At 71.5% G+C, this 26767-nt stretch carries 23 protein-coding genes; 9 read left to right on the forward strand and 14 right to left on the reverse strand.

Going from position 1 to position 26767, the window contains the following annotated elements; genetic code table 11:
• Position 1: 1 nt before the first annotated feature.
• Positions 2–541, reverse strand: a complete 540-nt coding sequence (locus AB0316_RS17000; protein ID WP_366274225.1) for a 2'-5' RNA ligase family protein — start codon at positions 539–541, stop codon at positions 2–4.
• A gap of 3 nt (positions 542–544) precedes the next feature.
• Positions 545–1195 carry a TetR/AcrR family transcriptional regulator gene (locus AB0316_RS17005; protein WP_366274226.1) on the reverse strand — a complete coding sequence of 217 codons (651 nt, stop codon included), beginning with the start codon at positions 1193–1195 and terminating at the stop codon, positions 545–547.
• Positions 1196–1293: 98 nt separating this feature from the next.
• On the opposite strand from AB0316_RS17005, the gene AB0316_RS17010 reads away from it, so the two are divergent.
• The 5 genes from AB0316_RS17010 to treZ all read left to right on the forward strand — a co-directional run bounded on the left by AB0316_RS17010 (position 1294) and on the right by treZ (position 9885).
• The gene (locus AB0316_RS17010; protein ID WP_366274227.1) at positions 1294–2439 is read left to right on the forward strand and encodes an acyl-CoA dehydrogenase family protein; all 1146 of its coding nucleotides are present in this window, start codon (positions 1294–1296) and stop codon (positions 2437–2439) included.
• Positions 2439–3215, forward strand: coding sequence for an SDR family oxidoreductase (locus tag AB0316_RS17015; protein WP_366274228.1), 777 nt, complete (start codon positions 2439–2441; stop codon positions 3213–3215). Before AB0316_RS17010 ends, AB0316_RS17015 begins: the two co-directional genes overlap by 1 nt.
• Before the next feature lie 262 nt (positions 3216–3477).
• On the forward strand, positions 3478–5649 hold the full coding sequence (gene glgX, locus AB0316_RS17020) for a glycogen debranching protein GlgX (RefSeq protein ID WP_366274229.1): 2172 nt from the start codon (positions 3478–3480) through the stop codon (positions 5647–5649).
• Positions 5646–8075, forward strand: coding sequence for a malto-oligosyltrehalose synthase (gene treY / locus AB0316_RS17025; protein ID WP_366274230.1), 2430 nt, complete (start codon positions 5646–5648; stop codon positions 8073–8075). The genes glgX and treY overlap by 4 nt, the downstream gene beginning before the upstream one ends.
• Positions 8068–9885 carry a malto-oligosyltrehalose trehalohydrolase gene (treZ, locus tag AB0316_RS17030; protein ID WP_366274231.1) on the forward strand — a complete coding sequence of 606 codons (1818 nt, stop codon included), beginning with the start codon at positions 8068–8070 and terminating at the stop codon, positions 9883–9885. The genes treY and treZ overlap by 8 nt, the downstream gene beginning before the upstream one ends.
• A 3-nt stretch (positions 9886–9888) precedes the next feature.
• On the opposite strand, the gene AB0316_RS17035 is transcribed toward treZ, so the two are convergent.
• Entirely contained in the window at positions 9889–10857 is a 969-nt protein-coding gene (locus AB0316_RS17035) for an acyl-CoA thioesterase II (RefSeq protein WP_366274232.1), read from the reverse strand.
• A 180-nt stretch (positions 10858–11037) separates the two neighbouring features.
• Complete coding sequence (locus AB0316_RS17040; RefSeq protein WP_366274233.1) at positions 11038–13197, reverse strand: RecQ family ATP-dependent DNA helicase; 2160 nt, start codon at positions 13195–13197, stop codon at positions 11038–11040.
• Positions 13198–13319: 122 nt separating this feature from the next.
• Here AB0316_RS17040 and AB0316_RS17045 point away from each other — a divergent pair, with 122 nt between their 5' ends.
• Both AB0316_RS17045 and AB0316_RS17050 read left to right on the forward strand, forming a co-directional pair.
• Positions 13320–13850, forward strand: coding sequence for a thioesterase family protein (locus AB0316_RS17045; RefSeq protein ID WP_366274234.1), 531 nt, complete (start codon positions 13320–13322; stop codon positions 13848–13850).
• A complete protein-coding gene (locus tag AB0316_RS17050) occupies positions 13847–14485 on the forward strand; it encodes a hypothetical protein (RefSeq protein ID WP_366274235.1) in 639 nt (212 codons plus the stop codon). Before AB0316_RS17045 ends, AB0316_RS17050 begins: the two co-directional genes overlap by 4 nt.
• Positions 14486–14567: 82 nt before the next feature.
• Here the strand turns inward: AB0316_RS17050 and AB0316_RS17055 are convergent, their stop codons facing one another.
• From AB0316_RS17055 to AB0316_RS17085, 7 genes are all read right to left on the reverse strand, one after another.
• Positions 14568–15359, reverse strand: a complete 792-nt coding sequence (locus tag AB0316_RS17055; protein WP_366274236.1) for a glycerophosphodiester phosphodiesterase — start codon at positions 15357–15359, stop codon at positions 14568–14570.
• Positions 15360–15381: 22 nt separating this feature from the next.
• Positions 15382–15822, reverse strand: coding sequence for a hypothetical protein (locus AB0316_RS17060; protein WP_366274237.1), 441 nt, complete (start codon positions 15820–15822; stop codon positions 15382–15384).
• Entirely contained in the window at positions 15765–16199 is a 435-nt protein-coding gene (locus tag AB0316_RS17065) for a hypothetical protein (protein ID WP_366274238.1), read from the reverse strand. Before AB0316_RS17065 ends, AB0316_RS17060 begins: the two co-directional genes overlap by 58 nt.
• Positions 16196–18685 carry a hypothetical protein gene (locus AB0316_RS17070; RefSeq protein WP_366274239.1) on the reverse strand — a complete coding sequence of 830 codons (2490 nt, stop codon included), beginning with the start codon at positions 18683–18685 and terminating at the stop codon, positions 16196–16198. The genes AB0316_RS17065 and AB0316_RS17070 overlap by 4 nt, the downstream gene beginning before the upstream one ends.
• Positions 18682–18948 (reverse strand): hypothetical protein, encoded by a 267-nt coding sequence (locus AB0316_RS17075; protein ID WP_366274240.1) that lies wholly within the window; start codon positions 18946–18948, stop codon positions 18682–18684. Before AB0316_RS17075 ends, AB0316_RS17070 begins: the two co-directional genes overlap by 4 nt.
• Complete coding sequence (locus AB0316_RS17080) at positions 18945–19298, reverse strand: hypothetical protein (protein ID WP_366274241.1); 354 nt, start codon at positions 19296–19298, stop codon at positions 18945–18947. The genes AB0316_RS17075 and AB0316_RS17080 overlap by 4 nt, the downstream gene beginning before the upstream one ends.
• A gap of 150 nt (positions 19299–19448) precedes the next feature.
• Positions 19449–21197 (reverse strand): alpha-amylase family glycosyl hydrolase, encoded by a 1749-nt coding sequence (locus AB0316_RS17085; RefSeq protein WP_366274370.1) that lies wholly within the window; start codon positions 21195–21197, stop codon positions 19449–19451.
• A 169-nt stretch (positions 21198–21366) separates the two neighbouring features.
• Here AB0316_RS17085 and AB0316_RS17090 point away from each other — a divergent pair, with 169 nt between their 5' ends.
• Positions 21367–21774: an NUDIX domain-containing protein gene (locus AB0316_RS17090; protein WP_366274242.1), complete on the forward strand. Its 408-nt coding sequence runs from the start codon at positions 21367–21369 to the stop codon at positions 21772–21774.
• A 16-nt stretch (positions 21775–21790) separates the two neighbouring features.
• Here AB0316_RS17090 and AB0316_RS17095 read toward each other — a convergent pair whose 3' ends face one another.
• The 3 genes from AB0316_RS17095 to pepN all read right to left on the reverse strand — a co-directional run bounded on the left by AB0316_RS17095 (position 21791) and on the right by pepN (position 25981).
• Positions 21791–22177 (reverse strand): globin, encoded by a 387-nt coding sequence (locus tag AB0316_RS17095; protein ID WP_366274243.1) that lies wholly within the window; start codon positions 22175–22177, stop codon positions 21791–21793.
• A gap of 94 nt (positions 22178–22271) precedes the next feature.
• Positions 22272–23198, reverse strand: coding sequence for a mechanosensitive ion channel family protein (locus AB0316_RS17100; RefSeq protein ID WP_366274244.1), 927 nt, complete (start codon positions 23196–23198; stop codon positions 22272–22274).
• Between the two features lie 203 nt (positions 23199–23401).
• Positions 23402–25981 (reverse strand): aminopeptidase N, encoded by a 2580-nt coding sequence (gene pepN / locus AB0316_RS17105; RefSeq protein ID WP_366274245.1) that lies wholly within the window; start codon positions 25979–25981, stop codon positions 23402–23404.
• 150 nt (positions 25982–26131) lie between these two features.
• On the opposite strand from pepN, the gene AB0316_RS17110 reads away from it, so the two are divergent.
• The gene (locus AB0316_RS17110; protein ID WP_366274246.1) at positions 26132–26767 is read left to right on the forward strand and encodes a disulfide bond formation protein DsbA; all 636 of its coding nucleotides are present in this window, start codon (positions 26132–26134) and stop codon (positions 26765–26767) included.

A 26767-nucleotide genomic window follows, 5' to 3' on the forward strand; every position in this document is an offset into this window, starting at 1 on the left:
CTCAGGCGCCGAGTCGCCAGGAGTGCAGCACCCGGCAGGCGCCGGGCTCGTACCACGCGAGGTCGAGCTGGTCGGCGCTGCAGCGCGCCGGGAGGACGGCGCCCAGCGAGGCTCGCGTCGAGTCCTGGGTGACGTCGCCGGAGAGGGCGTCGAGCGTCAGGTGCGGGAAGACGTCGCCGAAGGCCCCGGCATACGGCGGACAGTGGCGGAAGGCCCGCCAGAGCGTCGCGGTGAGCGCGGCGAACGGCCGCGAGGGCTCGGGCAGCAGGTGGACGATGCCGTTGGGAAACGTGCCCACCTGCTCCAACGTGTACTCGAACGGCGCTGTCGAGGCGGCGATCGCCCCGACGACGCCGAGTGCCTCGTCGGTCAGGGCGGCCGCGTCGAGGAAGGGGCCGAGCGCCGTGATGTGCGCGTGCACGAAGCGGGGGTCGGCCGAGACGTAGTCGGTGTCGTAGTGACGGGTCCGGGCCAGGACGAAGGGCTCGAGCTCGGGCACCGGCACCTGGAGCACCGAGTGGCCCGCGGCGGACGGCGGCACCGGTCAGTGGGCGGCGCCGACGAGGCGCAGGGCGAGAGCGGCGTTCGTGGCCCCGATCTCGGCAGGGGTGCGCCGGATCGTGGGGGAGTACCAGCGGGCGACGTCGACGACGATGGACAGCAGGGCGAGGGCGGTCGCGCTGCTGCCGGCGCCTTCCTCGACGGAGAAGGTGCCGTCGGCGACGCCGCGGTCGAGGACGGCGCGCACGAGGGCGTCCATCTCCTTGCGCAGCGCGAGGACCTCGGCGTGGTGCTCGGGCGTCAGGTGGTGGTGCTCGTACTGCACGACCCGGGCGACCTGGTACTGCTCGACGTGCCACTCGGAGAAGCGCGCCATGACGTTGGCGAGCTGGTCGGTCGGCGTGGACCCCTCCGAAATCGCCGCACGCAGCAGCCGGAGCGCGGACTCGTGGCCACTTCGGCTCAGGGCGAAGAGCAGCTCCTCCTTGGACCCGAAGTGCACGTAGACACCAGCGGGGGACAGGCCCGCCCCCGAGGCGATGTCTCGCGTCGTCGTGGCGTGGAAACCCTTGTCGGCGAAGGCCTGTGCGGCTGCCTGGAGGAGCCGCTCGACGGTCGACGCGTCGGGGTCCGAGGTCTGGCCGGCGGGCCGGGTCGGGCGCGCGGTCGGCGGCGTCGAGGTGGGCTGTCGCACGTTGACAGCATGCCGCAGCGGAGGGAGACTAAGCAAGCGCTTAGTTACCGACGGGTACTCGGCGCGCCGCACCCGTCAGCACGCCCGATGGAGGACCGATGCCCCGCAACATCTACGACGAGGACCACGAGGCGATGCGCGCCTCCGCGCGCGAGTTCGTCGCCCGCACCCTCGCCCCGCGCGCCGAGGAGATGATCTCCGGCAAGTCGATCCCGCGCGAGATCTGGCTCGAGGCCGGCAAGCAGGGCTTCTTCGGCCTCGACATCCCCGAGGAGTACGGCGGCGCCGGCGTCGACGACTACCGCTTCAACGCCGTCGTGGCCGAGGAGATGTCGCGCTTCAACGCGGCGACGAGCTCGTGCTTCGGCATCCATTCCGACGTGTGCCCGCCCTACATCGTCGACCTCGGCACCGAGGAGCAGAAGCAGCGCTGGCTGCCCGGCATGGCCAGCGGCGAGCTCATCTGCGCCATCGCCATGACCGAGCCGTCCGGTGGCTCCGACCTCGCCGCCCTCAAGACCACCGCGGTCCGGGACGGCGACAGCTGGATCCTCAACGGCTCCAAGACCTTCATCACCAACGGCTACCAGGCCGACCTCGTCATCGTCGCCGCCCGCACCGACCCGTCCAAGGGCGCCAAGGGCATCACCCTGCTGATGGTCGAGCGCGGCATGGAGGGCTTCGTCAACGGCCGCAAGCTCGACAAGGTCGGCATGGAGGAGTCCGACACCGCCGAGCTGTTCTTCGAGAACGTCCGCGTGCCCGACGAGAACCGCCTCGGTCCCGAGGGCATGGGCTTCATCTCGATGATGCAGCGCCTGCCGCAGGAGCGCGTCGGCGCCGCCGTCTCCAACGTCGCCCACGCCAAGGCGATCCTCGAGGAGACGATCCAGTACGCCAAGGACCGCAAGGCCTTCGGCCAGCCGATCGGCGCCTTCCAGCACAACAAGTTCCTCCTGGCCGAGCTCGTGACGAAGATCGAGGTGGCCGAGGCCTACGTCGACGACTGCATCGCGGCCCACGCCGAGGGCAAGCTCTCCGCCGTCGACGCCGCCAAGGCCAAGTGGTGGAGCTCCGAGGTCCAGAACGACGTGCTCGACCACTGCGTCCAGCTGCACGGCGGCTACGGATTCATGAACGAGTACCGCGTGGCCCGCGCCTGGCGCGACGCTCGCGTCACGAAGATCTGGGCCGGCTCCAACGAGATCATGAAGGAGCTCATCGGCCGGGACCTCGGCTTCTGATGGGGGCCAACGGCAGCGGCGGACGCCACGAGGGCGCCGTCGCCATCGTCACCGGTGCCAGCCGGGGCATCGGCCTCGGGATCGCCCAGCGGCTCGTCGACGAGGGCGCCCGGGTCGTCATCACGGCCCGCAGGTCCGAGGCGCTCGCCGAGGCCGTCGACCAGCTCGGCGGCCCCGAGCACGCCATGGGCATCGCCGGCAACGCCGCGGACGAGGCGCACCAGGACGAGGTGATCGAGGCCGCGCGAGAGGCGTTCGGCGGGCTGCACCTGCTCGTCAACAACACCGGCATCAACCCGGTCTACGGGCCCATGCTCGACTCGGGCCTCGACGTTGCGCGCAAGGTCCTCGACGTGAACGTCGTCGCAGCCTTCTCGTGGATCAAGAAGGCCGTCGCAGCCGGGCTCGGGGACGCCGAGCACCCCGGTGCCGTCGTCAACCTCGCCTCCGTGGCCGGTCAGGGAGCCAGCGGCGTCATCGGCTGGTACGGCGTCTCCAAGGCCGCGCTCATCCACCTGACCACGGAGCTCGGCTACGAGCTGGGACCCGACGTGCGCGTCAACGCCGTCGCACCCGCCGTCGTCAAGACGAAGTTCGCGGAGGCTCTCTACGAGGGCCGCGAGGAGAAGGTCGTGCGCGCCTACCCGATGAAGCGGCTCGGGCTGCCGGAGGACGTGGCAGGCGCCGTCAGCTTCCTCCTCAGCGACGACGCCTCGTGGGTCACCGGCCAGACGCTGACGATCGACGGCGGCGTGACTCTCGGCGGCGCCCTCTAGCAACGAGACGCCTCGGCGTCCCTGTCTCCCGGTGGACCCCATCGGGTACTGGAGACACGGACGCCGAGGCTCGCTCGCGTCTTCCCCGGCCACGTGCGGCCGGCACCCCGCCCCGCGGGTGGCCGACCTGCATACGGCTCGTCCTTGCGCCCCACCGGCCGGGACAGGGAAGAATGCGCTGTGCGGCCAGAGTCGTCCGCTTGTCGCCACACGCCGTGGCGCCGCGGCCCCGAGCCGCGACCGAACGACGAAAAGAAGGTCCATGGAGATCTGGCCCGGCAACCCCTACCCCCTCGGAGCGACGTACGACGGCTCCGGGGTGAACTTCGCGGTCTTCTCCGAGGTCGCCGAACGCGTCCAGCTGTGCCTGCTCGACGACGACCTGGAAGAGACCTGCCTCGACCTGCCGGAGGTGGACGGTTTCGTCTGGCACGGCTACGTGCCCTACATCCAGCCGGGGCAGCGCTACGGCTTCCGGGTCCACGGTCCCTACGACCCCGAGAACGGCCACCGCTGCAACCCGAGCAAGCTGCTGCTCGACCCGTACGCCAAGGCCATCGAGGGGCAGGCCGAGAACGACCAGTCGCTCTACTCGTACACCTTCGGTGACGAAGACGCGGCGACGACGACCGACATCAACACCGAGGACAGCAAGCAGCACACGATGCACTCGGTCGTCACCAACCCGTTCTTCGACTGGGGCGACGACCGTCCGCCCAGGCACCAGTACCACGAGAGCGTCATCTACGAGGCCCACGTCAAGGGCCTGACGATGCGCCACCCCGAGATCCCGGAGGAGATCCGGGGGACGTATGCGGCCATCGCGCACCCGGCGATGATCAACCACCTGCGCGACCTCGGCATCACGGCGATCGAGCTCATGCCCGTGCACCAGTTCGTCCAGGACGCGCCGCTGGTCGACCGTGGCCTGCGGAACTACTGGGGCTACAACACCATCGGGTTCCTCGCCCCGCACAACGAGTACTCGGCCAACGGCCAGCGCGGGCAGCAGGTCCTCGAGTTCAAGGCCATGGTCAAGGCGCTGCACGAGGCGGACATCGAGGTCATCCTCGACGTCGTCTACAACCACACCGCCGAGGGCAACCACATGGGCCCGACGCTGTCGTTCCGCGGCATCGACAACGCCAACTACTACCGGCTCGTCGACGGCGACTTGGCCCACTACTACGACACGACGGGCACCGGCAACAGCCTGCTGATGCGCAGCCCGCACGTGCTGCAGCTGATCATGGACTCGCTGCGTTACTGGGTCACCGAGATGCACGTCGACGGCTTCCGCTTCGACCTCGCGGCGACCCTGGCCCGCCAGTTCCACGAGGTCGACAAGCTGTCGGCCTTCTTCGACCTCGTGCAGCAGGACCCGGTGGTCAGCCAGGTCAAGCTCATCGCAGAGCCGTGGGACGTCGGCGAGGGCGGCTACCAGGTCGGCGGCTTCCCGCCCCTGTGGACCGAGTGGAACGGCCAGTACCGCGACACCGTGCGCGACTTCTGGCGCGGCGAGGGAGGCGCCCTGGCCGAGTTCGCCTCACGCTTCACCGGTTCCAGCGACCTGTACGAGCACTCGGGGCGCAAGCCGATCGCCTCGATCAACTTCGTCACGGCCCACGACGGGTTCACCCTGCGCGACCTCGTGTCGTACAACGAGAAGCACAACGAGGCCAACGGCGAGAACAACAACGACGGCGAGAGCCACAACCGCTCGTGGAACTGCGGCGTCGAGGGCCCGACTGACGACGCCTCGATCCGCGACCTGCGCCTGCGCCAGCAGCGCAACTTCCTGACCACCCTGCTCTTCTCGCAGGGCGTGCCGATGCTGCTGCACGGCGACGAGCTGGGGCGCACCCAGGGCGGCAACAACAACGGCTACTGCCAGGACAACGACATCTCGTGGATCCAGTGGATGCTCGACGAGGACGACCAGAAGCTGCTCGCCTTCACGCAGTCGCTCGTGCGACTGCGTCGTGAGCACCCGGTGTTCCGGCGCCGTCGCTTCTTCGCCGGCAGCGCCGACCACGGCGGCGAGAGCGAGCTCGGTGACATCGCCTGGCTCACCCCCGAGGCACAGCACATGGACGACGAGGCCTGGAGCGACGGCATGGCCAAGTCGCTCATGGTCTTCCTCAACGGCTCGGCCATCCCCGAGCCGGACCCGCGCGGGCAGCAGATCCTCGACGACTCGTTCCTCGTCATGTTCAACGCCCACCACGAGGCCCTGACGTTCACGCTGCCCGAGGAGGAGTACGGCGCGCACTGGGTGCCGGTCATCGACACCGCCCTCCACGAGGTCGAGGACACCACCCTCGAGCCGACGTGGCAGATCCAGGTGCAGCCACGCAGCATCGTCGTGCTCAGGTGCCCCCGAGACAACGGCTCGTCCATCGTCCCCGGACTCAGCGAGGAGCTGACCGCGTGAGGTACGCCAGCGCGCCCGTCTCGACCCACCGGCTCCAGCTGGAACCGGACTTCACCCTCGAGGACGCGGTGGCGCAGGTCGACCACCTCGCCGACCTCGGGGTCACCCACCTCTACCTCTCGCCGGTGCTGCAGGCCGCGTCGGGCTCCAAGCACGGCTACGACGTCGTCGACCACTCCCGGGTGGCCGAGGGGCTCGGCGGTGACGCGGCGTTCGCCAAGCTCGTGGAGGCGGCGCACGCCGCCGGGCTCGGCGTCGTCGTCGACGTCGTGCCCAACCACATGACCACGCCCACGCCGCTCTCGCTCAACCGCCCGCTCTGGTCGGTGCTGCGCGAGGGCCGGCAGTCGGCGTACGCCTCGTGGTTCGACGTCGACTGGGACGCCCAGGACGGGCGCATCCTGCTGCCGGTGCTCGGCTCCTCGCTCGAGGAGGTGCTCGCCGCCGGCGAGATCTCGGTCGGCGAGCACGAGGGCGAGCCCGTCGTGACCTACTACGACCACGTCTTCCCGCTCGCGCCCGGCACCGACCCGGGCACGCCGTTGGGCGAGCTCCTCGACGCCCAGCACTACCGCCTCGCGTCCTGGACGGTCGGCGACTCCGAGCTGAACTATCGGCGCTTCTTCGACGTCACCTCGCTCATCGCCGTGCGCGTCGAGGACCCCGAGGTCTTCGACGCCACCCACCGGCTGCTCGTCGACGGCATCCGGTCCGGGGCCATCGACGGCCTCCGGATCGACCACCCGGACGGCCTGGCCGACCCCGAGGGCTACCTCGACCGTCTCGCGACCGCCACCGGCGAGAGCTGGGTCGTCGTCGAGAAGATCCTCGAGGGCGAGGAGCAGCTGCCGCAGACCTGGCACACGGCGGGCACGACGGGCTACGATGCCCTGCTGCGCGTCGGCGGGCTCTTCGTCGACCCGTCCGGCGCCCAGCCGCTGGACGAGCTGTCCGCCGAGGTGCTCGGCACGAGCCAGGACCTCGACGCCATCGTGACCGAGTCCAAGCGCTGGGTCGTGCAGGTGATGCTCGCGACCGAGGTGAGCCGCCTGCTGCGCCTCGTCGCGCGGGCCCGTCCCGACCTGGACCTGCACGCCGCCCGCCCGGTCATCGAGGCGATGCTCGTGGGGATGGACCGCTACCGGGTCTACCTGCGGCCCGGCACGCCTGCCGGCGTGGACGACGCCGAGGAGCTACGGGCCGCTGCGCAGCGCGGCGAGAAGGGCGCGGCCGCGCCGCTCGACACCGCCGTGGCCGAGGCCGTCCTCGACCTGGCCCTCGGGCAGGGCGAGCCGGTCGACCGGGCCGCCGCCGACGAGTTCGTCGTCCGCTTCCAGCAGACGTGCGGTCCGGCCATGGCCAAGGCGATCGAGGACACCGCGTACTACCGCTACGTGCGGCTCGTCGCGCTCAACGAGGTCGGCGGCGACCCCGCCACCATGGGCGTGTCGGTGGCCGACTTCCACGAGTTCGCCGGCCGGCTGCACGAGACGTGGCCGCAGAGCATGACGACGCTCTCGACCCACGACACCAAGCGCTCGGAGGACGTGCGGGCGCGGCTGTTCGTCCTCGCCGAGCGCCCTGACGCCTGGGCGACGTGGGTTCGTCGGGCGCGCGAGCTCGCGGCGCCGTTCCGCTCGGACGAGCTCGACCCGCTGACCGAGTACTTCCTCTGGCAGACGGTCGTCGGCGCGTGGCCGATCGACGAGGAGCGGCTGCAGGCGTACGCCCTCAAGGCGATCCGCGAGTCGAAGCTGTACACCCGCTGGACCGAGCCGAACGAGGCGTACGAGACGGCCGTCGAGCGGTTCGTCACCGGGGTCGTGACGACTCCGGAGGTCGTGCGTCACGTCGAGAGCTGGATGGCTCAGACCGCCGCGGAGACGCGGGCGAACGTGCTGGGGCAGAAGCTCGTCCAGCTCACGATGCCCGGTGTGCCGGACGTCTACCAGGGGACCGACGTCGTCGACCTGTCGCTGGTCGACCCGGACAACCGCCGGCTCGTCGACTACAGCCTGCGTCGTGACCGCCTGGCGCGCCTCGACGGTGGAGCCGCCCCGGTGGACCTCGACGACGAGAAGCTGCTCGTCACCGCGTCGGCGCTGCGCGCCCGCCGGAAGCACTCGGAGAGCTTCACCGGCGCATCCTCGACGTACGTCCCCCTCGAGTCCACCTCACCGCACGCCGTGGCGTTCGGCCGGGGGACGGGCGAGGACGTCGAGCTCGTCACCGTGGTGACCCGCCTCGCCGGCCGGCTCCACGACGCCGGCGGGTTCGGCGATGCCACCGTCGACCTGCCCGAGGGCCGGTGGACCGACGCACTCTCCGGCACCGCGGTGGACGGCGGGTCGCAACGGCTCGACGCCCTCCTGGGTCACGGGCTGCCCGTGGCCCTGCTCGTGCGGGTACGGCCCGAGCATGACTGACACGCTGAGCGTCTGGGCGCCGAGCGCCTCCCACGTCGACGTCCTCGTGACGCGCGTCGACCCCGCGGGCACCGAGCCGACGACAGCGCCCGACCGGCACGCGATGACCCGGGGCGACGGCGGGTGGTGGACGTGGCCCCGACCCGACGACGCGACGCTGGACTACTCCTTCAGCATCGATGGCGGGGACCCGCGGCCCGACCCACGCAGTGCGTGGCTGCCGCACGGGGTCCACGGCGCCAGCCGCACGTTCGACGCGAGCGCGTACGACTGGGGCGACGGCGAGTGGCGCGGCACGCGCGAGGGGCGCGGCGTCCTCGGCGGTGTCGTCTACGAGCTGCACATCGGGACCTTCACGCCCGAGGGCACCTTCGATGCCGCCATCGCCCACCTCGCGCACCTCGTCGACCTCGGTGTCGACGTCGTCGAGGTCATGCCGGTCGCCGCGTTCGGCGGCAGCCACGGCTGGGGGTACGACGGCGTGGCACCGTATGCCGTGCAGCAGGCGTACGGCGGTCCCGCGGCCTTCCAGCGGTTCGTCGACGCGTGCCACGCGCAGGGCCTCGGCGTCTGCCTCGACGTCGTCTACAACCACCTCGGACCCACCGGCAACTACCTCGCGGAGTTCGGGCCCTACTTCACCGACACGCACACCACCCCGTGGGGGCCGGCCGTCAACCTCGACGCCGACGGCAGCCACGAGGTGCGGCGCTGGGTCGTCGACAACGCGCTGCGGTGGTTCCGGGACTTCCACGTCGACGCGCTGCGGCTCGACGCGGTCCACGAGCTGCGCGACGAGTCGCAGCCGCACATCCTCGCGCAGCTCTCCGACGAGACCGCTGCCCTGGCCGCGGAGCTGGGCCGCCCCCTGGACCTCATCGCCGAGAGCGACCTCAACGACGCCGTCATGGTGACCCCGACGAGCGAGGGGGGACGCGGCATGACGGCCCAGTGGGACGACGACATCCACCACGCGCTGCACGTGGCCCTCACCGGCGAGCGGCAGGGCTACTACGCGGACTTCGCCGGGGGCACCGAGGCGTGGCCCGACGGCGGGCCGCTGTCCGTGCTGGCCAAGACGCTGACCGACGCGTTCCTCCACGACGGCCGGATGTCGACCTTCCGCGGCGAGGTCTGGGGTGCGCCCGTGGACCCGAAGGCCCGCTCGGGTCACCAGTTCCTGGCCTACCTGCAGACCCACGACCAGGTCGGCAACCGCGCCACCGGTGACCGCATCAGCGACCAGATCTCGCCCGGGCAGCAGGCAGTCGGCGCCGCCCTCTACCTCCTCTCGCCGTTCACGGCCATGGTCTTCATGGGGGAGGAGTGGAGGGCCAGCACGCCCTTCGCCTTCTTCACCTCCTTCGAGGAGGAGTGGCTCGCCGAGGCGGTGCGCTCAGGCCGCCGTGCCGAGTTCGCCGCCCACGGGTGGGATGAGGCCGACGTGCCCGACCCGCAGGACCCGGCGACCCGGGCCCACAGCGTGCTCGACTGGCAGGAGCCCTACGCGCCCGGCCACAACGAGATGCTGCACTTCTACCGACAGCTGATCCGGGTGCGGCGCACCCAACCGGACGTGGCCTCCGGCGACCTGCAGGCGACATCGGTGCGGTTCGACGAGGACGCCCGGTGGATCGTGCTGTCGCGCGGCTCGGTGCACGTCGTCGCCAACCTCGCCGGACGCTCGCAGATGGTGCCGTTCGAGGGAGAGGTCGAGCACGTGCTCGCCTCGTGGGGGCGCGCCCCGATCGTCGATGCGAGCGGCGTGCTGCTCGACGGCCACGACGTCGCCGTGCTGCGCACCGTCTGAGCGTCAGGACTGCTTGACGCGCACCATGCCCTCCTGGGCGGTGGTCGCGACGAGGGTGCCGTCCTGGCGGTAGATCTGGCCGACGGAGAGGCCGCGCCCGCTCTCGGCGGACGGCGACTGCTGTGCGTAGAGCAGCCAGTCGTCCGCCCGGGCGTCCCGGTGGAACCACATCGAGTGGTCGAGACTGGCCACGCGCAGGCGGGGGTCGGTCCAGACCAGGCCGTGGCGGCGCAGCACCGGCTCGAGCAGCGAGTAGTCGCTGGAGTAGGCGAGCACGGCGGCGTGCAGCAGCGGGTCGTCGGGCAGCCGGTCCACGGCGCGCATCCAGACGTGGTTCGTGGCCACCTGCTCGGGTCCGGCGTCGAGGAACATGTTGCTCTCGACCGGACGCAGCTCGATGGGCCGGGACTCGGCGATGTGCCGGGCGCCCGGGTGGTCCATGCCGCGGAAGGCGTCTGCCAAGGAGGCCAGCCCCTCGGGGCCTGGCACCCGGGGCATCGTCTCCTGGTGGTCCAGGCCGCCGGCGCGCTGCTGGAACGAGCAGACCATCGACATGATCGGCGCGCCCTTCTGCACGGCGTGGACCCGGCGGGTCGAGAAGGAGTTGCCGTCGCGCATCTCCTCGACGGCGAAGCGGATCGGCAGCGTGTCATCGCCCGGTCGCATGAAGTAGCCGTGCAGCGAGTGGATCGGCCGGGCGGCCCCCGTCTCGCTGACGTCCTGCACGGTGATGCCCGCGGCCATGACGCACTGGGCGAGGACCTGTCCGCCGAAGACGCGTCCGTGCGGCATCTTCTGGCTACGGCCCTCGAAGACCCTCGCCGACGCCGCGCCGATCGACTCGGCCGCGTCGTTGCCCTGCACGTCGGTGACGGAGATGTGGGCGGTGCCGACGTCGCGGAGCGTGAGCACCTCGAGGAGGTCCTCGAGCGGGGGCAGCGGGCTCGCCTGAGCGGGGGCGTCAGCAGTCACGAGTCGACCCTAGTGGGCCTGTGGCGTGGCGGCACCCACCCTCTCGCGTCCCCTCCTGCCCTCCCTTCGGCCGGACTCACGCCGCAGCGGCACGTGGGGCGCGTCGGGCCAGTCGCGCCGACTGACGGGGCGCCGGCGCCCCGCTGCTCCGAGGCCAGATCGTCGCCGCGTGGTGCCGCCTCAGCCCTCCATGGCCAGGGCCATCGGCAGGACGGCGGGGGCACCGGCCTCCCGCAGCAGCCCGGCGCAGACGGTGAGGGTCCAGCGGGAGTCGCTGAGGTCGTCGACGAGGAGCACCGGGCCGGGGAGGCCCTCGAGCGCGACGGCCAGCTCGGGGCCGACCTGGAGGCGCCCCCACACGTTGGCCAGCCGGAAGGCGCTGTTGCCGCCCGGTTCGCCGACCGGCCCGCCCTCGACGAGGTCCAGCGCCCCGAGGTAGGGCAGCCGGCCGAGCTGCCCGAGGCCGGCGGCGAGCGAGCCGACGAGGGCGGGATGCCGCCGAGAGGGCACCGAGACGATGGCAGCCGGGCGCTGCGCCCAGCCCCATCCCGCCAGCACCTCGACGCAGGCCCGCAGCACCTCTGAGGGGATCTCGCGGTCGGGGCCACGCAGCAGCTCGCGGAGCCGTTGGCCCCACCCGAGGTCGCTCAGGCGCGCCACGGCCCGGCCCTCGTCCATGGACACGGACGCAGCGATGCGCCCCTTGAGCGGGACGCCGAGGCGATCCATGCCCGACGGCCACTGTGCTCGGGGCTCGAGGGCCACCCCGGGACGCTCCAGCCGCGAGCGGGCCGTGTTGACGGCCGCCTCGGGGATCGTCGCGTCGAACCACGCCCCGGCGCAGCGGTCACAGCGACCGCACGGCTGTGCCGAGTCGTCGTCGAGCGTCTCCTGGAGGAAAGCCATGCGGCAGCGGTCGGTGCGTTCGTAGTCGACCATCAGCTGCTGCTCGCGCTCGCGCGCCTCGGTGACGCGGCCATAGCGCTCGGCGTCGTAGGTCCACGGCTCACCCGTGGCGGTCCAGCCGCCAGGGACCCGGCGCACCGCGCCGTCGACGTCGAGCACCTTGAGGAGCAGCTCCAGCCGGGTGCGGCGCACGTCGACGATGGTCTCGAGGGCGACCGTGGACAGAGGCTTGGGCGACTCGGACAGGGCACGGACGACGGCGTCCGCCTGGTCCTGGCGGGGCATCGACGCGGACGCGAAATAGCGCCAGATGTCCTTGTCCTCCGGGCCGGGCATGAGCAGCACGTCGGCGCGCTCGGTCGCACGTCCGGCGCGACCCACCTGCTGGTAGTAGGCGACGGGGGACGACGGTGCCCCGAGGTGCAGCACGAACCCGAGGTCGGGCTTGTCGAACCCCATGCCCAGGGCCGACGTGGCGACCAGCGCCTTGACCTGGTTGTCGCGCAGCGCCTCCTCGAGGCGAATCCGCTCGCTCGGCTCGGTGCGCCCGGTGTAGGCGGCCACCTGGTGGCCGGCCTCGCGCAGGGCCACCGCGACGTCCTCAGCGGCGGCGACGGTGAGCGCGTAGACGATGCCCGACCCCGGCAGCTCGTCGAGGTGGGCGATCAACCAGGCCAGCCGCTGCTCGGGAGCCGCGAGCGGCAGCACCCCGAGGCGCAGGGACGCCCGGGCCAGCGGGCCGCGCAGCGTCAGCACCTCGCGGCCGCCGGACCCGAGCTGCTCCACCACGTCGGTGACCACACGGGCGTTGGCGGTGGCGGTGGTGGCGAGCACGGGCGTGCGCTCGGGCAGCGTCGTGAGCAGGTCGCGGATGCGGCGGTAGTCGGGGCGGAAGTCGTGGCCCCAGTCGCTGATGCAGTGGGCCTCGTCGACCACGAGCAGCCCGCACGTCTCGGCGAGGGTCGGCAGCTGCTCGTCGCGGAACCGCGGGTTGTTGAGCCGCTCGGGGCTCACGAGCAGCACGTCGACCTCGCCGCGCGCCAGCGCGCCGGACACCGCGCCCCACTCGTCGGCGTTGGTGGAGTTGAGGGTGACGGCCTTGATGCCGGCGCGCTCGGCTGCAGCGATCTGGTCGCGCATCAGCGCCAGCAGCGGACTGACGATGACGGTGGGGCCCGCGCCCTCGGCGCGGCGCAGCGCCGTCGCGACGAAGTACACAGCCGACTTGCCCCACCCGGTGCGCTGCACGACCAGCACGCGGCGGCGTCCCGCGACGAGCTCGTTGATCGCCTCGAGCTGGCCGTCGCGGAAGTCGATGTCGTCGCGTCCCACGAGTCGGCGGAGCGCGGTCGTCGCGCGCTCGTGCAGCCCGGGGTCGACGTCGCCTACGGGGGCGACGGGGGCGACGGCAGGTGAGGTGGGGGTGGAGGGCATGGGACCCAACGTACGCGGCCCCACCGACCGCACCGACCGGCATACGTCCTCTGTGGACGACCCCGGCGGCCGGGGAGGGGGTGTGGACGACCACGGGCGGGCCGGGCTGCGAGGATGGCGCCATGAGTGAGACCTCGGACGCCACCGGAAGCCCGCAGGAGGACGGCAGCGCGCGGGTCGGCCCCTATGCCGCGCACGTGGCGCTGCGGTGGTCGGACATGGACGCCTACGCCCACATCAACAACGTGCAGTTCCTGAGGCTGCTGGAGGACGCCCGTGTCATCGCCTTCCGCGACTGGTTCGACGGCGGGGGAGCGGGCGACAAGTCGCTGCTCGACGAGGGCGTGCTGGTCTCGCGGCACGAGATCGAGTACCGCCGGCCCCTGGGCTTCCGGCACGCGCCCGTCGAGGTCCAGATGTGGGTCTCCCGCGTGGGCGGGGCAGGGTTCGACGTCGCCTACATCGTCACCGACCCGGACGGGATGGGCGATGTCGGCGGTGACAGCGAGCGACCCGTCTATGCCGTCGCGGAGACCGAGCTCGCCCTCTACGACTTCTCGAGTGCCTCGCCGCGGCGCATGCGTCCCGAGGAGCGCGACGCGCTGCGGACACACGTCGGAGAGCCGGCCCCCTTCCGCAGGCGGCGCCGGTGACCGGCACGGCGCACATCGACTTCGGTGACCCACGCGGGCTGGCGGACCTCGGCACCTTCCTCGCGCGTGCCGGCAGGGCCAACGCGGGCGGCGCTGTGCGCCTGCAGGTGGTCGGCGGGCTGCTCGTCGCGACGGTGGCGGTGATCGAGGGCAGCGGCCTGCTCGGCGAGGGCACGGTCCTCGGCATGCGCGTCGTCCGGGTGACGCAGGCCCAGCCCCTGGACACGACGGTCTCGTTCGCCTCCGTCAACGACCGGCTGGCCCATGAGGCCGAGGGTGCCGTGCTCAACGTGCCGCCGACGACCGTCCGCGCGCCGTGGAGCGGGCTGACACCGCCGCGCGACGGTTGGGAGCCCGTCGGTCAGCTCGACGGCGCGGAGGTGAACTCCATTGCGCGCGAAGGCATCTCGCAGGTCGCCGAAGGGACACCCGAAGGAGCCGGCAGCCAGGCGGTCGAGACGCTGCGCCGGCGGGTGTGGGCGCGGATGAGCGAGACCGTGCCTCCCGTGCCGGCCGGGCTCGCGTTCGGAGCCCATGTGCTGGGCTTCGCCGTGGCCGGCGAGCCGGCTTCGGTCGCAGCGCACGGGCGCTGGACCCGTCTGAGCACGTCACGAGGACACGTGCTGGCCCGCTGAACCCATTGCGTATGCCGTCCGCCGGCGTGCGATGGATATGTGACCCCGGACGTCGGTCGAGTAGTGCGAGAAGAACGGGGAGTCAGCCTCGACCGGTCCAGGAACCCCGCGAGACGAGCACGTCCTTGAGGACGTCGATCCGGTCGCTCACCAGGCCGTCGACGCCGAGGTCGAGCAGCCGGTGCATCTCGGCGGCGTCGTCGATCGTCCAGACGTGCACCTGCTTGCCGTAGCGGTGGGCTGCCGCCAGCAGGCGCGCGGTGACCACCGGCACGGTGCGGCCACGGACCACGATCGACACCGGCACCTGGAACACGTCGGCGGGGGTGCGCAGCAGAGCGGTGAGCGCCCGTGGTGCGAAGCGGGCCAGTGCGGTGCCGACCTGTGCCGCTGCCGTCGTGACACGTCCTCGTGACAGCCGGCGGAACTCGGAGATGCTGCGCTGCGAGAAGGAGCCCACGCAGACCTGGTCGTGCAGCCCGCGCTCCTCGACCAGGCGCCACAGCGGCTCGGCCGTCCCCGGCGCCTTGAGGTCGATGTTGAGCCGCACGTCCGGCCACGCCTCGAGCACGTCGGTGAGAAGCGGCACGCGCTCACCGGTGCCGATCCGCGCCCGGGACACCTCGGCCCACGGGAGGTCGCGGATGTGTCCGCGCCGGTCGGTGACGCGGTCGAGGACGGTGTCGTGGAACGCGACAAGCCGCCCGTCGCGGGTGACGTGGACGTCGGTCTCGAGATGCGTGTAGCCCATCGCGATGGCGTTCCCGAAGGCTGTCATCGTGTTCTCGAGGCCGATGTTGGGCGGGTAGAGCGAGCCGCCACGGTGCGCCAGCGCCACCGGGGTCCGGTCGAGATAGGGCCGCGTCGTCACCACATGCGCGAGCGTATCCGGCTCGTCAGCCCAGGTCCGGGAGGCGGTCCAGCGCCTCTGCCGCCACACGCCGCCCGAGCTCCGTGAGGTCGAACCAGACGAACTCGAATCGTGGGTCCACATCGCTGTCCGACCACAGTGCGGTCACCCGCGCCAGCTGGTCATCCACTGAGCCCGACCACGGTCGGTGCTCCTCGTCGACGATGTCGCCGGCGACAGCGTGGCCCTCCAGCAGCAGGCGACGAGCCAGGGCGACGGCCTCGGACCGGTACTGCTCCTCCGTCATGGGACCGTAGTAGCGGGCCAGGTCGAAGAAGTCGGCCGGCTGCAGCCAGTCGTCCAGGCCTCGACTCACCAGCAGGTCGTACACGGTGTCCGCATCGAGCCGAAGCTCAATGCTGCGCTGGTTCAGCCATGGGGGCTTCGAACGATCGCCAACGGCTTCTGCGTCCTGGGCTTCTGCCACGATTTGCCTTCTCCTTCGCGAGCCAGGACCTGAGCCACGACGCGGACTCCCTCGTCGGTGGGGGCGAGGGCTGCTACTTGAAAAGGCCAAAGCTCGGGATCCGAAGCGGCCTGCCACTCCTTGTCGATCCGAGCAATCGCCTCTTCACGCGTGCAGTCCCATGCACGGAATTGCCCCTCGGTCACGTCCCCGGCTGCGACGAGGCCGTCACCAATGAGCCTGGCCACGACCGTCATCGAGGCTGCGTGGAGGTCTGGAGAACCGACGTGGTTCAGCTCCCGAACCGTGGATCGAAGGTATCCCAGATCGATCCAGTCGTAGATCGTCGAGACGAGCAGCTCTTCTTCGACGGAACGCTGCGGCTCTTGCGGAGTCACTGGATGTGGACCTTTCTGATCTGGTCGTCGGGATAGTGCACGTCGATCGTTGCACCACCACTGAGGGAGCGGGATCGCATGCCAACTCGAACGCCGTCAGCACGCTCGAACCAAACCCCGTCGTAGTGGGGCAGATCGCGAGCCATTGCTCCGTCGGTGAGCCGGTCGAACAGGGCATGCAGAGAACGCTGGTCGGGAACGGTGCGCACTCCTCGTGACTTGCCCTTGGGCAGCTCTTCGAGCTCCGGCAGGCGAACGCGTCGACCGTCTGTCACCGCGTGCCGATCCGGTGTTTCGCTGCGGTCCTTCAGGCGGTCCATCGCCGAGCTGCCAAGAGACTGCATTGTCTCGTCGCGGAAGGCCACCAATGCCGCTTCCCGCTCAGCTCGGCGCGCCTGGCGCAGCTGCTCGGCGGTGGGGAGGGTGGGCGCGCGTCGCGCGCCGGCAGCCAGGTTGGTGCCCACATCGGTGCGACCGCTGGTCAGGGCTGCGATGCGTGCCGCGAGCTCGGCGCGCCGGGAGTCGTTGCGCTCGGTCTGCGCCAGCTCCACGTCCGAGCGGACGAGCGAGATCACCAGGTCGTCGGCGGCCGTTCGTGTCGTGCCGCCGTCGAGATAAATCTGCACCGTCGAGACCAGCCCCGCGACGTCGCCGCTGCGGATCGTCGCGATGACGTGCCCGGCCTCGGCGAGCCCCTGGAGTGCTGATCGGTTGAGGTCGTCCTGTCGATGTGCCAGCGCGACCAGCTCGGCCGACGCGGCCTGGTCGAAGAAGCCGATCCGGGTGACGTCACGCCGCCCGTCCCCGCCCGCCGCCACCGAGGCCCGGGTTGCCTGCAGCTCGTTGTCGACGAGGCGCTCGTAGGCAGCGCCGGGGTCCTTGGCGTGCAGGCCCATGCCGGTGTCCGCGGCCAACGCGCCGACGATCCCCGTCAGCTCCGCGCTTTCGAGCCAGGGCTGCCTCCCGTCGGACGTCGCGGCGTAGTAGCGGACAGCTCCAGCGTCAGCCGAGTCAGGTTGGGACAGAGCGGCATCGACGTTCTCTCGCATCGCCGACAGCCAGTCGGCGACCTCACCTTCCAGGGGAGCAGTGGCGTGCGTGTAGATCCGCGTGGTCGAGGCGTCTCGCATGGCATGGGCGCTCGTGCGCGACAGCTCGAGCATCACCCTGGTCCGTGTCTGCGCGGCGCCGGCGGACGCGTCGCTCGCGACGCTCGGCAGGAGACGGACGAGGTCGGCATCGGTGGCCAGGTGCAGGTCCGGATGGCTGGCGGTGCCGGTCGCCTCGACCGTGACCCACCGACGCACGAGGTGCTCACCGACCGTCAGGCGGTCGCCGCGCGAGTTCGCGAGCGCCCCTGCCGCGACCACCGAGTCGGGCAGCGGCTCTGCCAGCAGCGCCGCCTGCTCGTCCGGGTCGTCACCCACGTGGTCCAGCAGGACGTGGAGGGCGTCGCCGGTGCGCGACGCGTCGTCGAACCACGACGCGAAGACGTCGTTCCCATCGGCGCGGAGCGTCGTGCCGTGCTGCTGCCGCCCGTCCGGGTCTCGGGTCTCGGCGATCTCGGCCGTGGCCGCGCCCGCGGCGGCTCGCCGCGCCAGCCGAGCCGGCAGCCGACGGTCGTCGCCGCCGGCGCGCGCCCCGGACAACAGCTGCCCCAGGAGCCAGGCGCCCGACGCCCGGCCGCCGTCACCGTCTCCGTGCACCTGTGCGACACCGGCAACGACGTCGTCCGACAGGAGCGCGGCGCCCGATGCGAGCTGGGCTCGGGTGCGCGGATCGGTGCCCACCGGAGCGGACGTGCTCGTCGCCGTCACCAGGAGTGAGCCGAACCCGCCGAGCAGCCGGCGGACGGCGTCGACGTGGGCACCGGATCCGTTCCGGGTCACGCCCGCTGCCACCAGCACCCGAGCCAGTCCGTCGGCTCCCAGCTCGGAGAGGAGGGCCTGTGCGTAGACCGGGTCGTGGGCTCGTGCCGCGACCCGCGCGGCGAGCTGGGCCACCTCCTCGTCGTCGACCGCCCCGCCAGTGGCCGCACTCGCCGCGACGGCCTGCCGTAGCAGTGTGCTGTCCGTCAGGGCAGCCTCGTGCGACGCGCGCACCGCGACGGCGCCGTCGGCGAACCAGAGGCCGCCCGTGACGGCTGAGCGCACCGCGGCACCGGTAGGCGTGACGCCGGACGGGTAGGTCTCGGCGGTCACGCCGACGACGAGCCCGGCGCAGCGTCGCCCGGACGCGCGCAACTCGTCGAGCACCTCCTCGTGGCTCCGGCTGAGCCGGGCGCGGCCGTACTCTTGCTCCGCTCGCGCTCGTTCGAGCCCCAACGCGCGCACGGAGCCGGTGGGGTCGGGCAGCGCGGCCAGCCGCAGGCTCGCGCGCGCCAGCTCCGCGTCAAGCTCGTCCCACTGGCGCTGCAGCGAGCGGACGCGCGCGGTCGCGAGCTCGAGCACGGCTGCATACGTCCTCAGTGAGCGGGCGGTCGTCAAGAGCCCGTCCACCACCAGTCGGGAACGACGCCCCAGTTCGCTGCCTCGCAGCGTGCTGCAGTGGCCGCCGCCCCCGTCCACACGGCGCCGAGCCGGGCGGCGAGTGTGCCCTGCACCGTCGCGGTGGCCCCCGCCCGTGCTGCGGCGCGGTCCAGGGATCCCGCGGCCCTCCGCAGCGACTGCGCGTCACCCGAGGGCCGGGGGAGCGCGACCTCCCCCGGAATGACGGCTGCCGGGTTCCCGGCCTCCGGCGACCGGCTCATCGGGCGTCCGACGGCGCTGACAGGTTCGATCCCGACGGGCCGGCGGTGGCGACCTGGGCAAGGGCGCTGGTCACGAACAGATCGACCGACCGGGCCTCCAGCGTCGACCGGTCGAGTCGGTCGCCCAACGCGTTCGCCGCGTCGGCGACCGCGTCGAGGGCATACGCGTGAACGGCGCGGAAGCGCTCCAGCGCGAACCGGATGCCGTCGCCCTCGCGACCGGCGGCCGCCATCGCGGCCGCTGCCGCCGCCGCGACCGCCGACGCGCACTCACGCAGTTGGACCGGGTCCTCGGCGAGCGCGAGGCGCTCCCGGGACACCCCGTCGGTGTCGATGGAGTAGCGCGTCATGCCCCGACGCTAGGAGAGCCGGCGCCCAAGCATCGTCCGTCATCCACAGGCGTATCCCGTGCGCGTATGCGTGAAGCCCCCGTCCGGGTGGACGGGGGCTTCACGCGGGTGAGCAGTCCCAGACCGCTCGAATCCAGACCGCTCGAAAGGTCAGGACCAGCGGGCCCAGACCGTCGTGTCCGTGGGCACGAGGCCGTCCTCGAGCGGGCCGGAGGACACGATGACCTCAGCCCCCTCGGGAAGGGCCACGGACTCCGTGCCGAGGTTGGTCACGACCAGCACCCGGTCCCGTGAGGAGGCGCCGTTGGCCAGCGCGACGACGTCACCGGCATACCCCTCGACCCAGGTGAGCGAGCCCGTCCCGAGGGAGAGCTCACGACGGGCGGCGAGCAGGGAGCGGTAGAGCTCGAGGGTCGAGCCCGGCACGCCCTCCTGGCGGTCGACCGCGTACTCCGCGTAGACCGACGGCTGCGGGAGCCACGTGTTCGCGCTCGGGCCGAAGCCGAGCGAGGGCCCCTCGGCGGACCACGGGATCGGGACCCGGCAGCCGTCCCGGCCGGTCTCGACGCCGTCGGTGCGCGCGAACGTCGGGTCCTGGCGGAACTGCGCCGGCATGTCGGTCGAGTCCGGAAGGCCGAGCTCCTCGCCCTGGTAGATGTACGCACCGCCGGGCAGCGCGAGCATGAGCGCCGTGGCGGCGCGGGCGCGACGCAGGCCGAGCGCGCGGTCGGGCTGCGGGTCCGTCGCCGAGATGCCGTTCATCCGCGGCGTCCCGGGCGCGTAGCCCAGCCGCGAGGCGTGACGCACGACGTCGTGGTTCGACAGCACCCACGTGGACGGCGCGCCGACCGAGTCCGCGGCGCGCAGCGACGAGGTGATGACCGCGCGCAGGTCCTCGGCCACCCACGAGGTGGTCAGGAAGTCGAAGTTGAACGCCTGGTGCATCTCGTCGGAGCGGACGTACTTGACGGCGCGCTCCTGCGGCTCGACCCAGGCCTCCGCGCAGAGGATGCGGTCGGGCGTGCCGTAGGACTCGAGGATCTTGCGCCAGGCGCGGTAGATCTCGTGGACGCCGTCCTGGTCCCACATCGGGCTGCGCTTCGTGTGGTCGATGCGCGGCGCCTCCTCCTGGCGGACCGTGGCGGTCGCGTCGTCGTCGGACTCGGCGTGCCCGAGCATGACGGTGCGCTCCTCCTCGGTGTCGGGCAGGCCCTGCTCCTTGATCAGGCCGTGGGCCACGTCGACGCGGAAGCCGTCGACGCCGCGGTCCAGCCAGAAACGGAGGATCGACTCGAACTCGGCGCGCACCTCCGGGTGCTCCCAGTTGAAGTCGGGCTGCTTGGGGTCGAAGAGGTGCAGGTACCACTGCCCCGGTGCGCCGTCGACCTCGGTGACCCGGGTCCAGGCGGCGCCGCCGAAGACGGACTGCCAGTTGTTGGGCGGCAGCTCGCCGTGCTCGCCGCGGCCCTCGCGGAACATGTAGCGGTCGCGCTCGGCGCTGCCGGGCCCGGCGGCGAGGGCGGCCTGGAACCAGGCGTGCTCGTCGGAGGAGTGGTTGGGCACCATGTCGACGATGACCTTGAGGCCGAGCTCGTGCGCGCGGGCGATCATCGCGTCGGCGTCGGCGAGCGAGCCGAAGATCGGGTCGATGTCGCGGTAGTCGGCGACGTCGTAGCCCGCGTCGGCCTGCGGCGAGGTGTAGAACGGCGAGAGCCAGAGCGCGTCGACGCCGAGCGCCCGCAGGTGCGGCAGCCTCGCGGTGATGCCGGGCAGGTCGCCGATGCCGTCGCCGTCGCCGTCGGCCCAGGAGCGGGGGTAGATCTGGTAGATCACGGCCTGGCGCCACCAGGCGGCGTCGGGGCTGTCGGCGGCGTGCACGGCGGTCGCTTCCTCGCGGATCTGCGCGGCCTGCGCCGGGTCGTTCAAGGTCTGAGTTGCTGAGAGCGTCACGGGCCACCATCGTTCCTCATCGCGGCGAAAACTCAAAGCAAGTTCTGCAACTTCTTGCAGTGCGTTGCGACAGTGCCCGTGCCGGACCTGGTCAGGAGGCCGCCGCTACCGTCGGGGCGTGACCACCTTCGTGACCGCCGCCTACTGCCTGCTGCGTGACGGGCAGCTGCTGACCGTCCGCAAGGCGGGCTCGCATCGCTTCATGCTGCCCGGCGGCAAGATCGACCCCGGGGAGACGGCTGCGGAGGCAGCCGTGCGGGAGGTGAGGGAGGAGGTCGGGCTCGACGTGGCGGGCACGGGGCGGCTGCTCGGACGGTTCCACGACCTGGCCGCCAACGAGGCCGACGCCTGGGTCGACCTCACCGTCTTCGTCGCCGAGCTCGAGCACGGCGTCTCGCCGGAACCGCTCGCGGAGATCGCCGAGCAGCGCTGGCTGGGTCTCGAGGGCGAGCTGCCCGACGACCTGGCACCGGTCCTGGTCAACCACGTGGTGCCCCGGCTGCGTGCCCACCTCGAGAGGCGCTGAGGCGCAGGGCCGCCGCTCAGAAGGTGCCGTCGGGCGCCGGGGCGTTGACGAGGGAGTATGCCGCCCGCGTGAGGTAGTCGCGGAGCCGGTCGTCGTTCTCGGGGGAGAGCTCGAGCGTGTCGACGGCGTTCATCATGTGCAGCATCCAGCGGTCGCGCATGTCGGGGGTCACCTGGAACGGCACGTGGCGCATGCGCAGGCGCGGGTGCCCCCGCTGCTCGGAGTAGGTGGTGGGACCGCCCCAGTACTGCTCGAGGAACATCCGCAGCCGCTCCTGCGCGGGGCCGAGGTCCTCCTCGGGGTAGAGCGCCCGCAGCGGCTCGTCCTCGGCGACGCCGCGGTAGAACTCCGCCACCAGCTTGCGGAAGGTCTCGTGGCCGCCGAAGTCGTCGTAGTAGGTCACCGGCACAGTCTCCCAGAGCGAGGGACCGGCTCCCGGCCAGGGCGGCACCCGGGCCCCATCAGGCCGTACCGGGCGACGTGGTGGGCGGCCCCCGTCACTGCGGTGTGCCGCCGCCGTAGGGCGGCATCACCGGGAGCGGGCTGCGCACGCCGGCCCGGTCCAGCGCCACCTTGATGCGCTCGCGCATGTCGCGCTGGACGCCGAACTGCCCGTTGGCCACCGTCTTGGCGGTGACCCGGATCGTGACGGCGCCGTTGGCGATCGACTCGACGCCCGCGACCGTCGGCTCCTCGAGGAGGATGTCCTTGTACGCCTCGTCGTCGTCCATGGCACCGACGACCTCGCGGATCGTCGCGATGGCCTTCTCGACGTCCTGGTCGTAGGCGATCGGGATGTCGACCATGGCCGTGGACCATCCCTGCGTCTTGTTGCCGATGCGCACGATCTCCCCGTTGCGCACGTACCACGTCATGCCGGTGCCGTCGCGCAGCTGCGTGACCCGCAGCGAGACGTTCTCGACGGTCCCCACGACCTCGCCCGTGTCGATGACGTCACCGACGCCGTACTGGTCCTCGACGATCATGAAGACGCCCGAGAGGAAGTCCTTGACCAGGCTCTGGGCCCCGAAGGCGAGCGCGACGCCGCCGACGCCCGCCGAGGTGAGGATCGGGGTCAGTGGGATGCCGACGAGGGACATGACGGTCAACGCGGTGATGCCGAAGACGACGAAGGTCGTGATGCTCTTGAGCAGCGCGCCCATGGTGTGGGTGCGCTGCACGTGCCGGGCGGTGGCCGCACCCACCGAGCTGGGGGTGCGCCGGTTGGTCGAGAGGATGCCGGCGAGGCGCTCGGCCCGCTTGGAGGCTGCGGTGGCGACGACCCGGTTGATGACCCGGTGCAGCGCCCAGACGGCGACGAAGCCGATGACGATCGTGACGATCACGAGCAGGGGTGTGCCCACGAGCCAGTCGGCGACCCCGCTCCAGGAGAGCTCGCGCAGCTGGGACATCGACAGGTTCACGGGCAGCTCCGGCGAGGGGGAGGGGCTCGGTGGGGGCGTCGGGCCGGCTGTCGTCGGTGGCATAAGGGCGTTCAGGGACGTCAGGACGTGCTTCACAGGCTCTCGAAAGTTCTCGGACGTGGCGTCGGGAAGGGATACCCCGCGGGGCTCGGCGGGGCCGGGTGCCGGGGGCCGGCGGTGGTGCGCCGGCCCCCGGGCGGGCATCAGCCGCGGCGGTCGCGCTCCTGGGCGACGAGCGCCCGCGCGATGGTGTCGCGGTTCTCGGCCACCGTGCGCACCAGGCCCGGGGCCGCGTCGGCGTGCGCGGCGAGCCACGCGTCCGAGGCGTCCTTGAGCTGCTGGTTCGCCAGCGCGAACGGGTAGAAGCCACCGACGACGCGCTCGCCGATGGCGACGCTCCGGGCGGCCCACGCGTCGACGAGCATCGCGTGGTACTCCTCGACGTACGGCTCGAGCAGCGACAGGTCGGTGCTGCGGCGGAAGCCGGCACTGATCGCCTCGACCATCTGGTTCGACAGGTCGTTGCGCTCGACGGCCTTGGCCCACGCGTCGGCCTTCGCCTCGGCCGTGGGACGGGCCGCGAGCGCCTCGGCGGCGCGCTCCTTGCCGGTGGAGGTCGGGTCGCGGTCGAGCTCGCCCGCGATCTCGAGCTCGTCGGCCGCACCGAGCGCCGCGAGTGCCTTGGTGAAGGTCCACCGCAGCTCGGTGTCGACCGTGAGGCCGGTGAGCGACTCGTCACCGGCGAGCAGCGCCCGCAGGCGTGCCTCGTCGGCCGGGTCGGCCGTCGTGCCGGCCCACGCCTCGACGAGCTGGAACTGCGCGTCGCTGCCTGCCTCGGCCGACTCGGCGAGCGACCGCAGCGACGACGAGAGCAGTGCCGAGACCTCGGCGCGGTGCTCGGGGGCGGTGTAGAGCCGGGCTGCCGTGGAGACCTGGCCCAGCAGCACCCGCAGGAGCGTGGAGTCGGTCTCACCGGGCAGCGACTCGAGCACGAAGCGCACGAAGTCGCGGGCCGGCATCTCGCCGTCGCGGGTCATGTCCCACGTGGCGCCGAGGACGAGCGAGCGCGGCAGCGAGTCCTGGAACCCGCGCGGCAGCTTGAGCGCCGTGGCGAGGGAGCGCTCGTCGAGGCGGATCTTGCCGTAGGCGAGGTCGTCGTCGTTGAGGAGCAGCAGGTCGGGCTGCTCCTGGCCGACGAGCTCGGCGATGTCGGTGCGCTCGCCGGCGATGTCGACCTCGTCGTAGCCGATGCGCTCGAGCACGTCGCCCTCACCTGCGGCACCCGACCGGACGGCATACCGCCCGATGCCGATGCGGTGCGGACGCAGCGTCGGGTGCTCCGACGTCGCGGACTGGGTGATGGCGAAGGAGCTGTAGCGGCCCTCGCCGTCGACCTCGAAGACGGGGCGCAGCGTGTTGACGCCGGCCGTCTCGAGCCACAGCTTGCTCCACTCGGTCAGCTCGCGGCCGGAGGACTTCTCGAGCTCGCCGAGCAGGTCGGCGAGGGTCGTGTTGCCCCAGGCGTGCTTCTTGAAGTACTCACGGAGCGCGGCCACGAAGGGCTCACGGCCGACGTACGCGACGAGCTGCTTGAGCACGGACGCGCCCTTGGCGTACGTGATGCCGTCGAAGTTGACCTCGACGTCCTCGAGGTGGCGCATGTCGGCGGCGATGGGGTGCGTCGAGGAGAGCTGGTCCTGGGTGTAGGCCCACGCCTTCTCGGCCGTGCCGAACGTCGTCCACGCGCTCGTCCACTCGGTGGCCTCGGCCTGGCACGTCGTCGAGGCCCACTCGGCGAAGGACTCGTTGAGCCAGAGGTCGTCCCACCACTTCATCGTCACGAGGTTGCCGAACCACATGTGGGCCAGCTCGTGCAGGATCGTGAGGGCCCGGCGCTCGATCTTGGCTTCGGAGACCTTGGAGCGGAAGACGTAGACCTCGACGAAGGTCACTGCGCCGGCATTCTCCATCGCGCCCATGTTGTACTCGGGCGTGAAGATCTGGTCGTACTTCTCGAAGGGGTAGGGCTGGTCGAACTCGTTCTCGAAGAACGCGAAGCCCTTCTTCGTGCAGTCGAAGATGTTGTCGGCGTCGAGGTACTGCGTCAGCGACTTGCGGCAGAAGACGCCCAGCGGCACGACGCCGTTGCGGGTCTCGACCTCGTCGCGGACCTCGTCGTACGGTCCGGCGATGAGCGCCGTGATGTACGAGGAGATGCGCTTGGTGGGCTCGAAAGACCAGGTGGCGCGCTCGACGCCGTCGGCGACACCGGCCGGCTGTGGCTCGGGCGTGGGGGAGTTGCTGATGACCTTCCAGTGCGCGGGCGCGGTCACTGTGAAGCGGAAGGACGCCTTGAGGTCGGGCTGCTCGAACACGCTGTACATGCGCCGGGAGTCGGGCACCTCGAACTGCGTGTAGAGGTAGACCTCGTTGTCCACCGGGTCGACGAAGCGGTGCAGGCCCTCGCCGGTGTTGGTGTAGCGGCCGGTGGCGTCGACCGTCAGCTCGTTCTCGGCCGCCAGGCCGGGCAGGGCGATGCGCGAGTCCGCGAACACCTCGGCCGGGTCGAGGTCGGTGCCGTTGAGGGTGACCCGCTCGACGGAGTCGGCGATCAGGTCGATGAAGGAGTCGGCGCCCTCCTCGGAGCAGCTGAACCGCACGGTGGTCACCGTGTGGAAGTTCTCCGGACCCGTCGTGAGGTCGAGGCGGACGTCGTAGGAGTCGACGCGCAGGATGCTGGCGCGGGCCGCCGCCTCGTCGCGGGTCAGGTTCTTGCCGGGCACGTAGGGACCTCCTGGGAAGGGTGCTGTGGGCGCGACGCAGCATCGGTCGGACGGCGTCGTCGCGGGCCATCCTCGCACGGAAGACCGTGCGGCCCACCAACGGATTTGCCCCGTCTTCGACAGTCGGGGGTCAGTGCCATGATGGGCGGCATGGCCGATGCGAACGACACCCAGAAGACCAGCCGTGACGCCGTCGAGATGTGGTTCGACCCCATGTGCCCCTGGGCGTGGATGACCTCGCGCTGGCTCATGGAGGTCGAGAAGCTGCGCGAGATCGAGGTGACCTGGTCGGTGATGAGCCTCGCGGTGCTCAACGAGCACCGCCACGACCTCGATGCCGCCTACCGGGCCCGCATGGACGAGGCGTGGGGACCGGTGCGGGTCATCATCGCCGCCGCCGAGGCGCACGGCCCGTCCGTCATCAAGCCGCTCTACGACGCCATGGGCACGCGCATCCACCTGCGCCGGATGAACGACTTCGACCAGGTGGTGGCCGAGTCGCTCGAGGAGGTCGGGCTCCCGGCGGCGCTGGCCAAAGAGGCCCACCACAAGAAGTTCGACGCCGCCCTGCACCGCAGCCACAAGCGCGGCATCAGCCTCGTCGGCACCGACGTGGGCACCCCGATCATCGCCGTCAACGGCGTGGCGTTCTTCGGTCCGGTGGTGACACCGGCTCCGAAGGGAGAAGATGCAGCACGCCTGTGGGATGGCTGTGTTCTCGTCGCCGGGACCCCCGGCTTCTTCGAGCTCAAGCGCAGCCGCACCGAGGGCCCCATCTTCGACTGA

It is taken from the genome of Terrabacter sp. NPDC080008 (assembly GCF_040702505.1).
GTDB lineage: Bacteria > Actinomycetota > Actinomycetes > Actinomycetales > Dermatophilaceae > Terrabacter.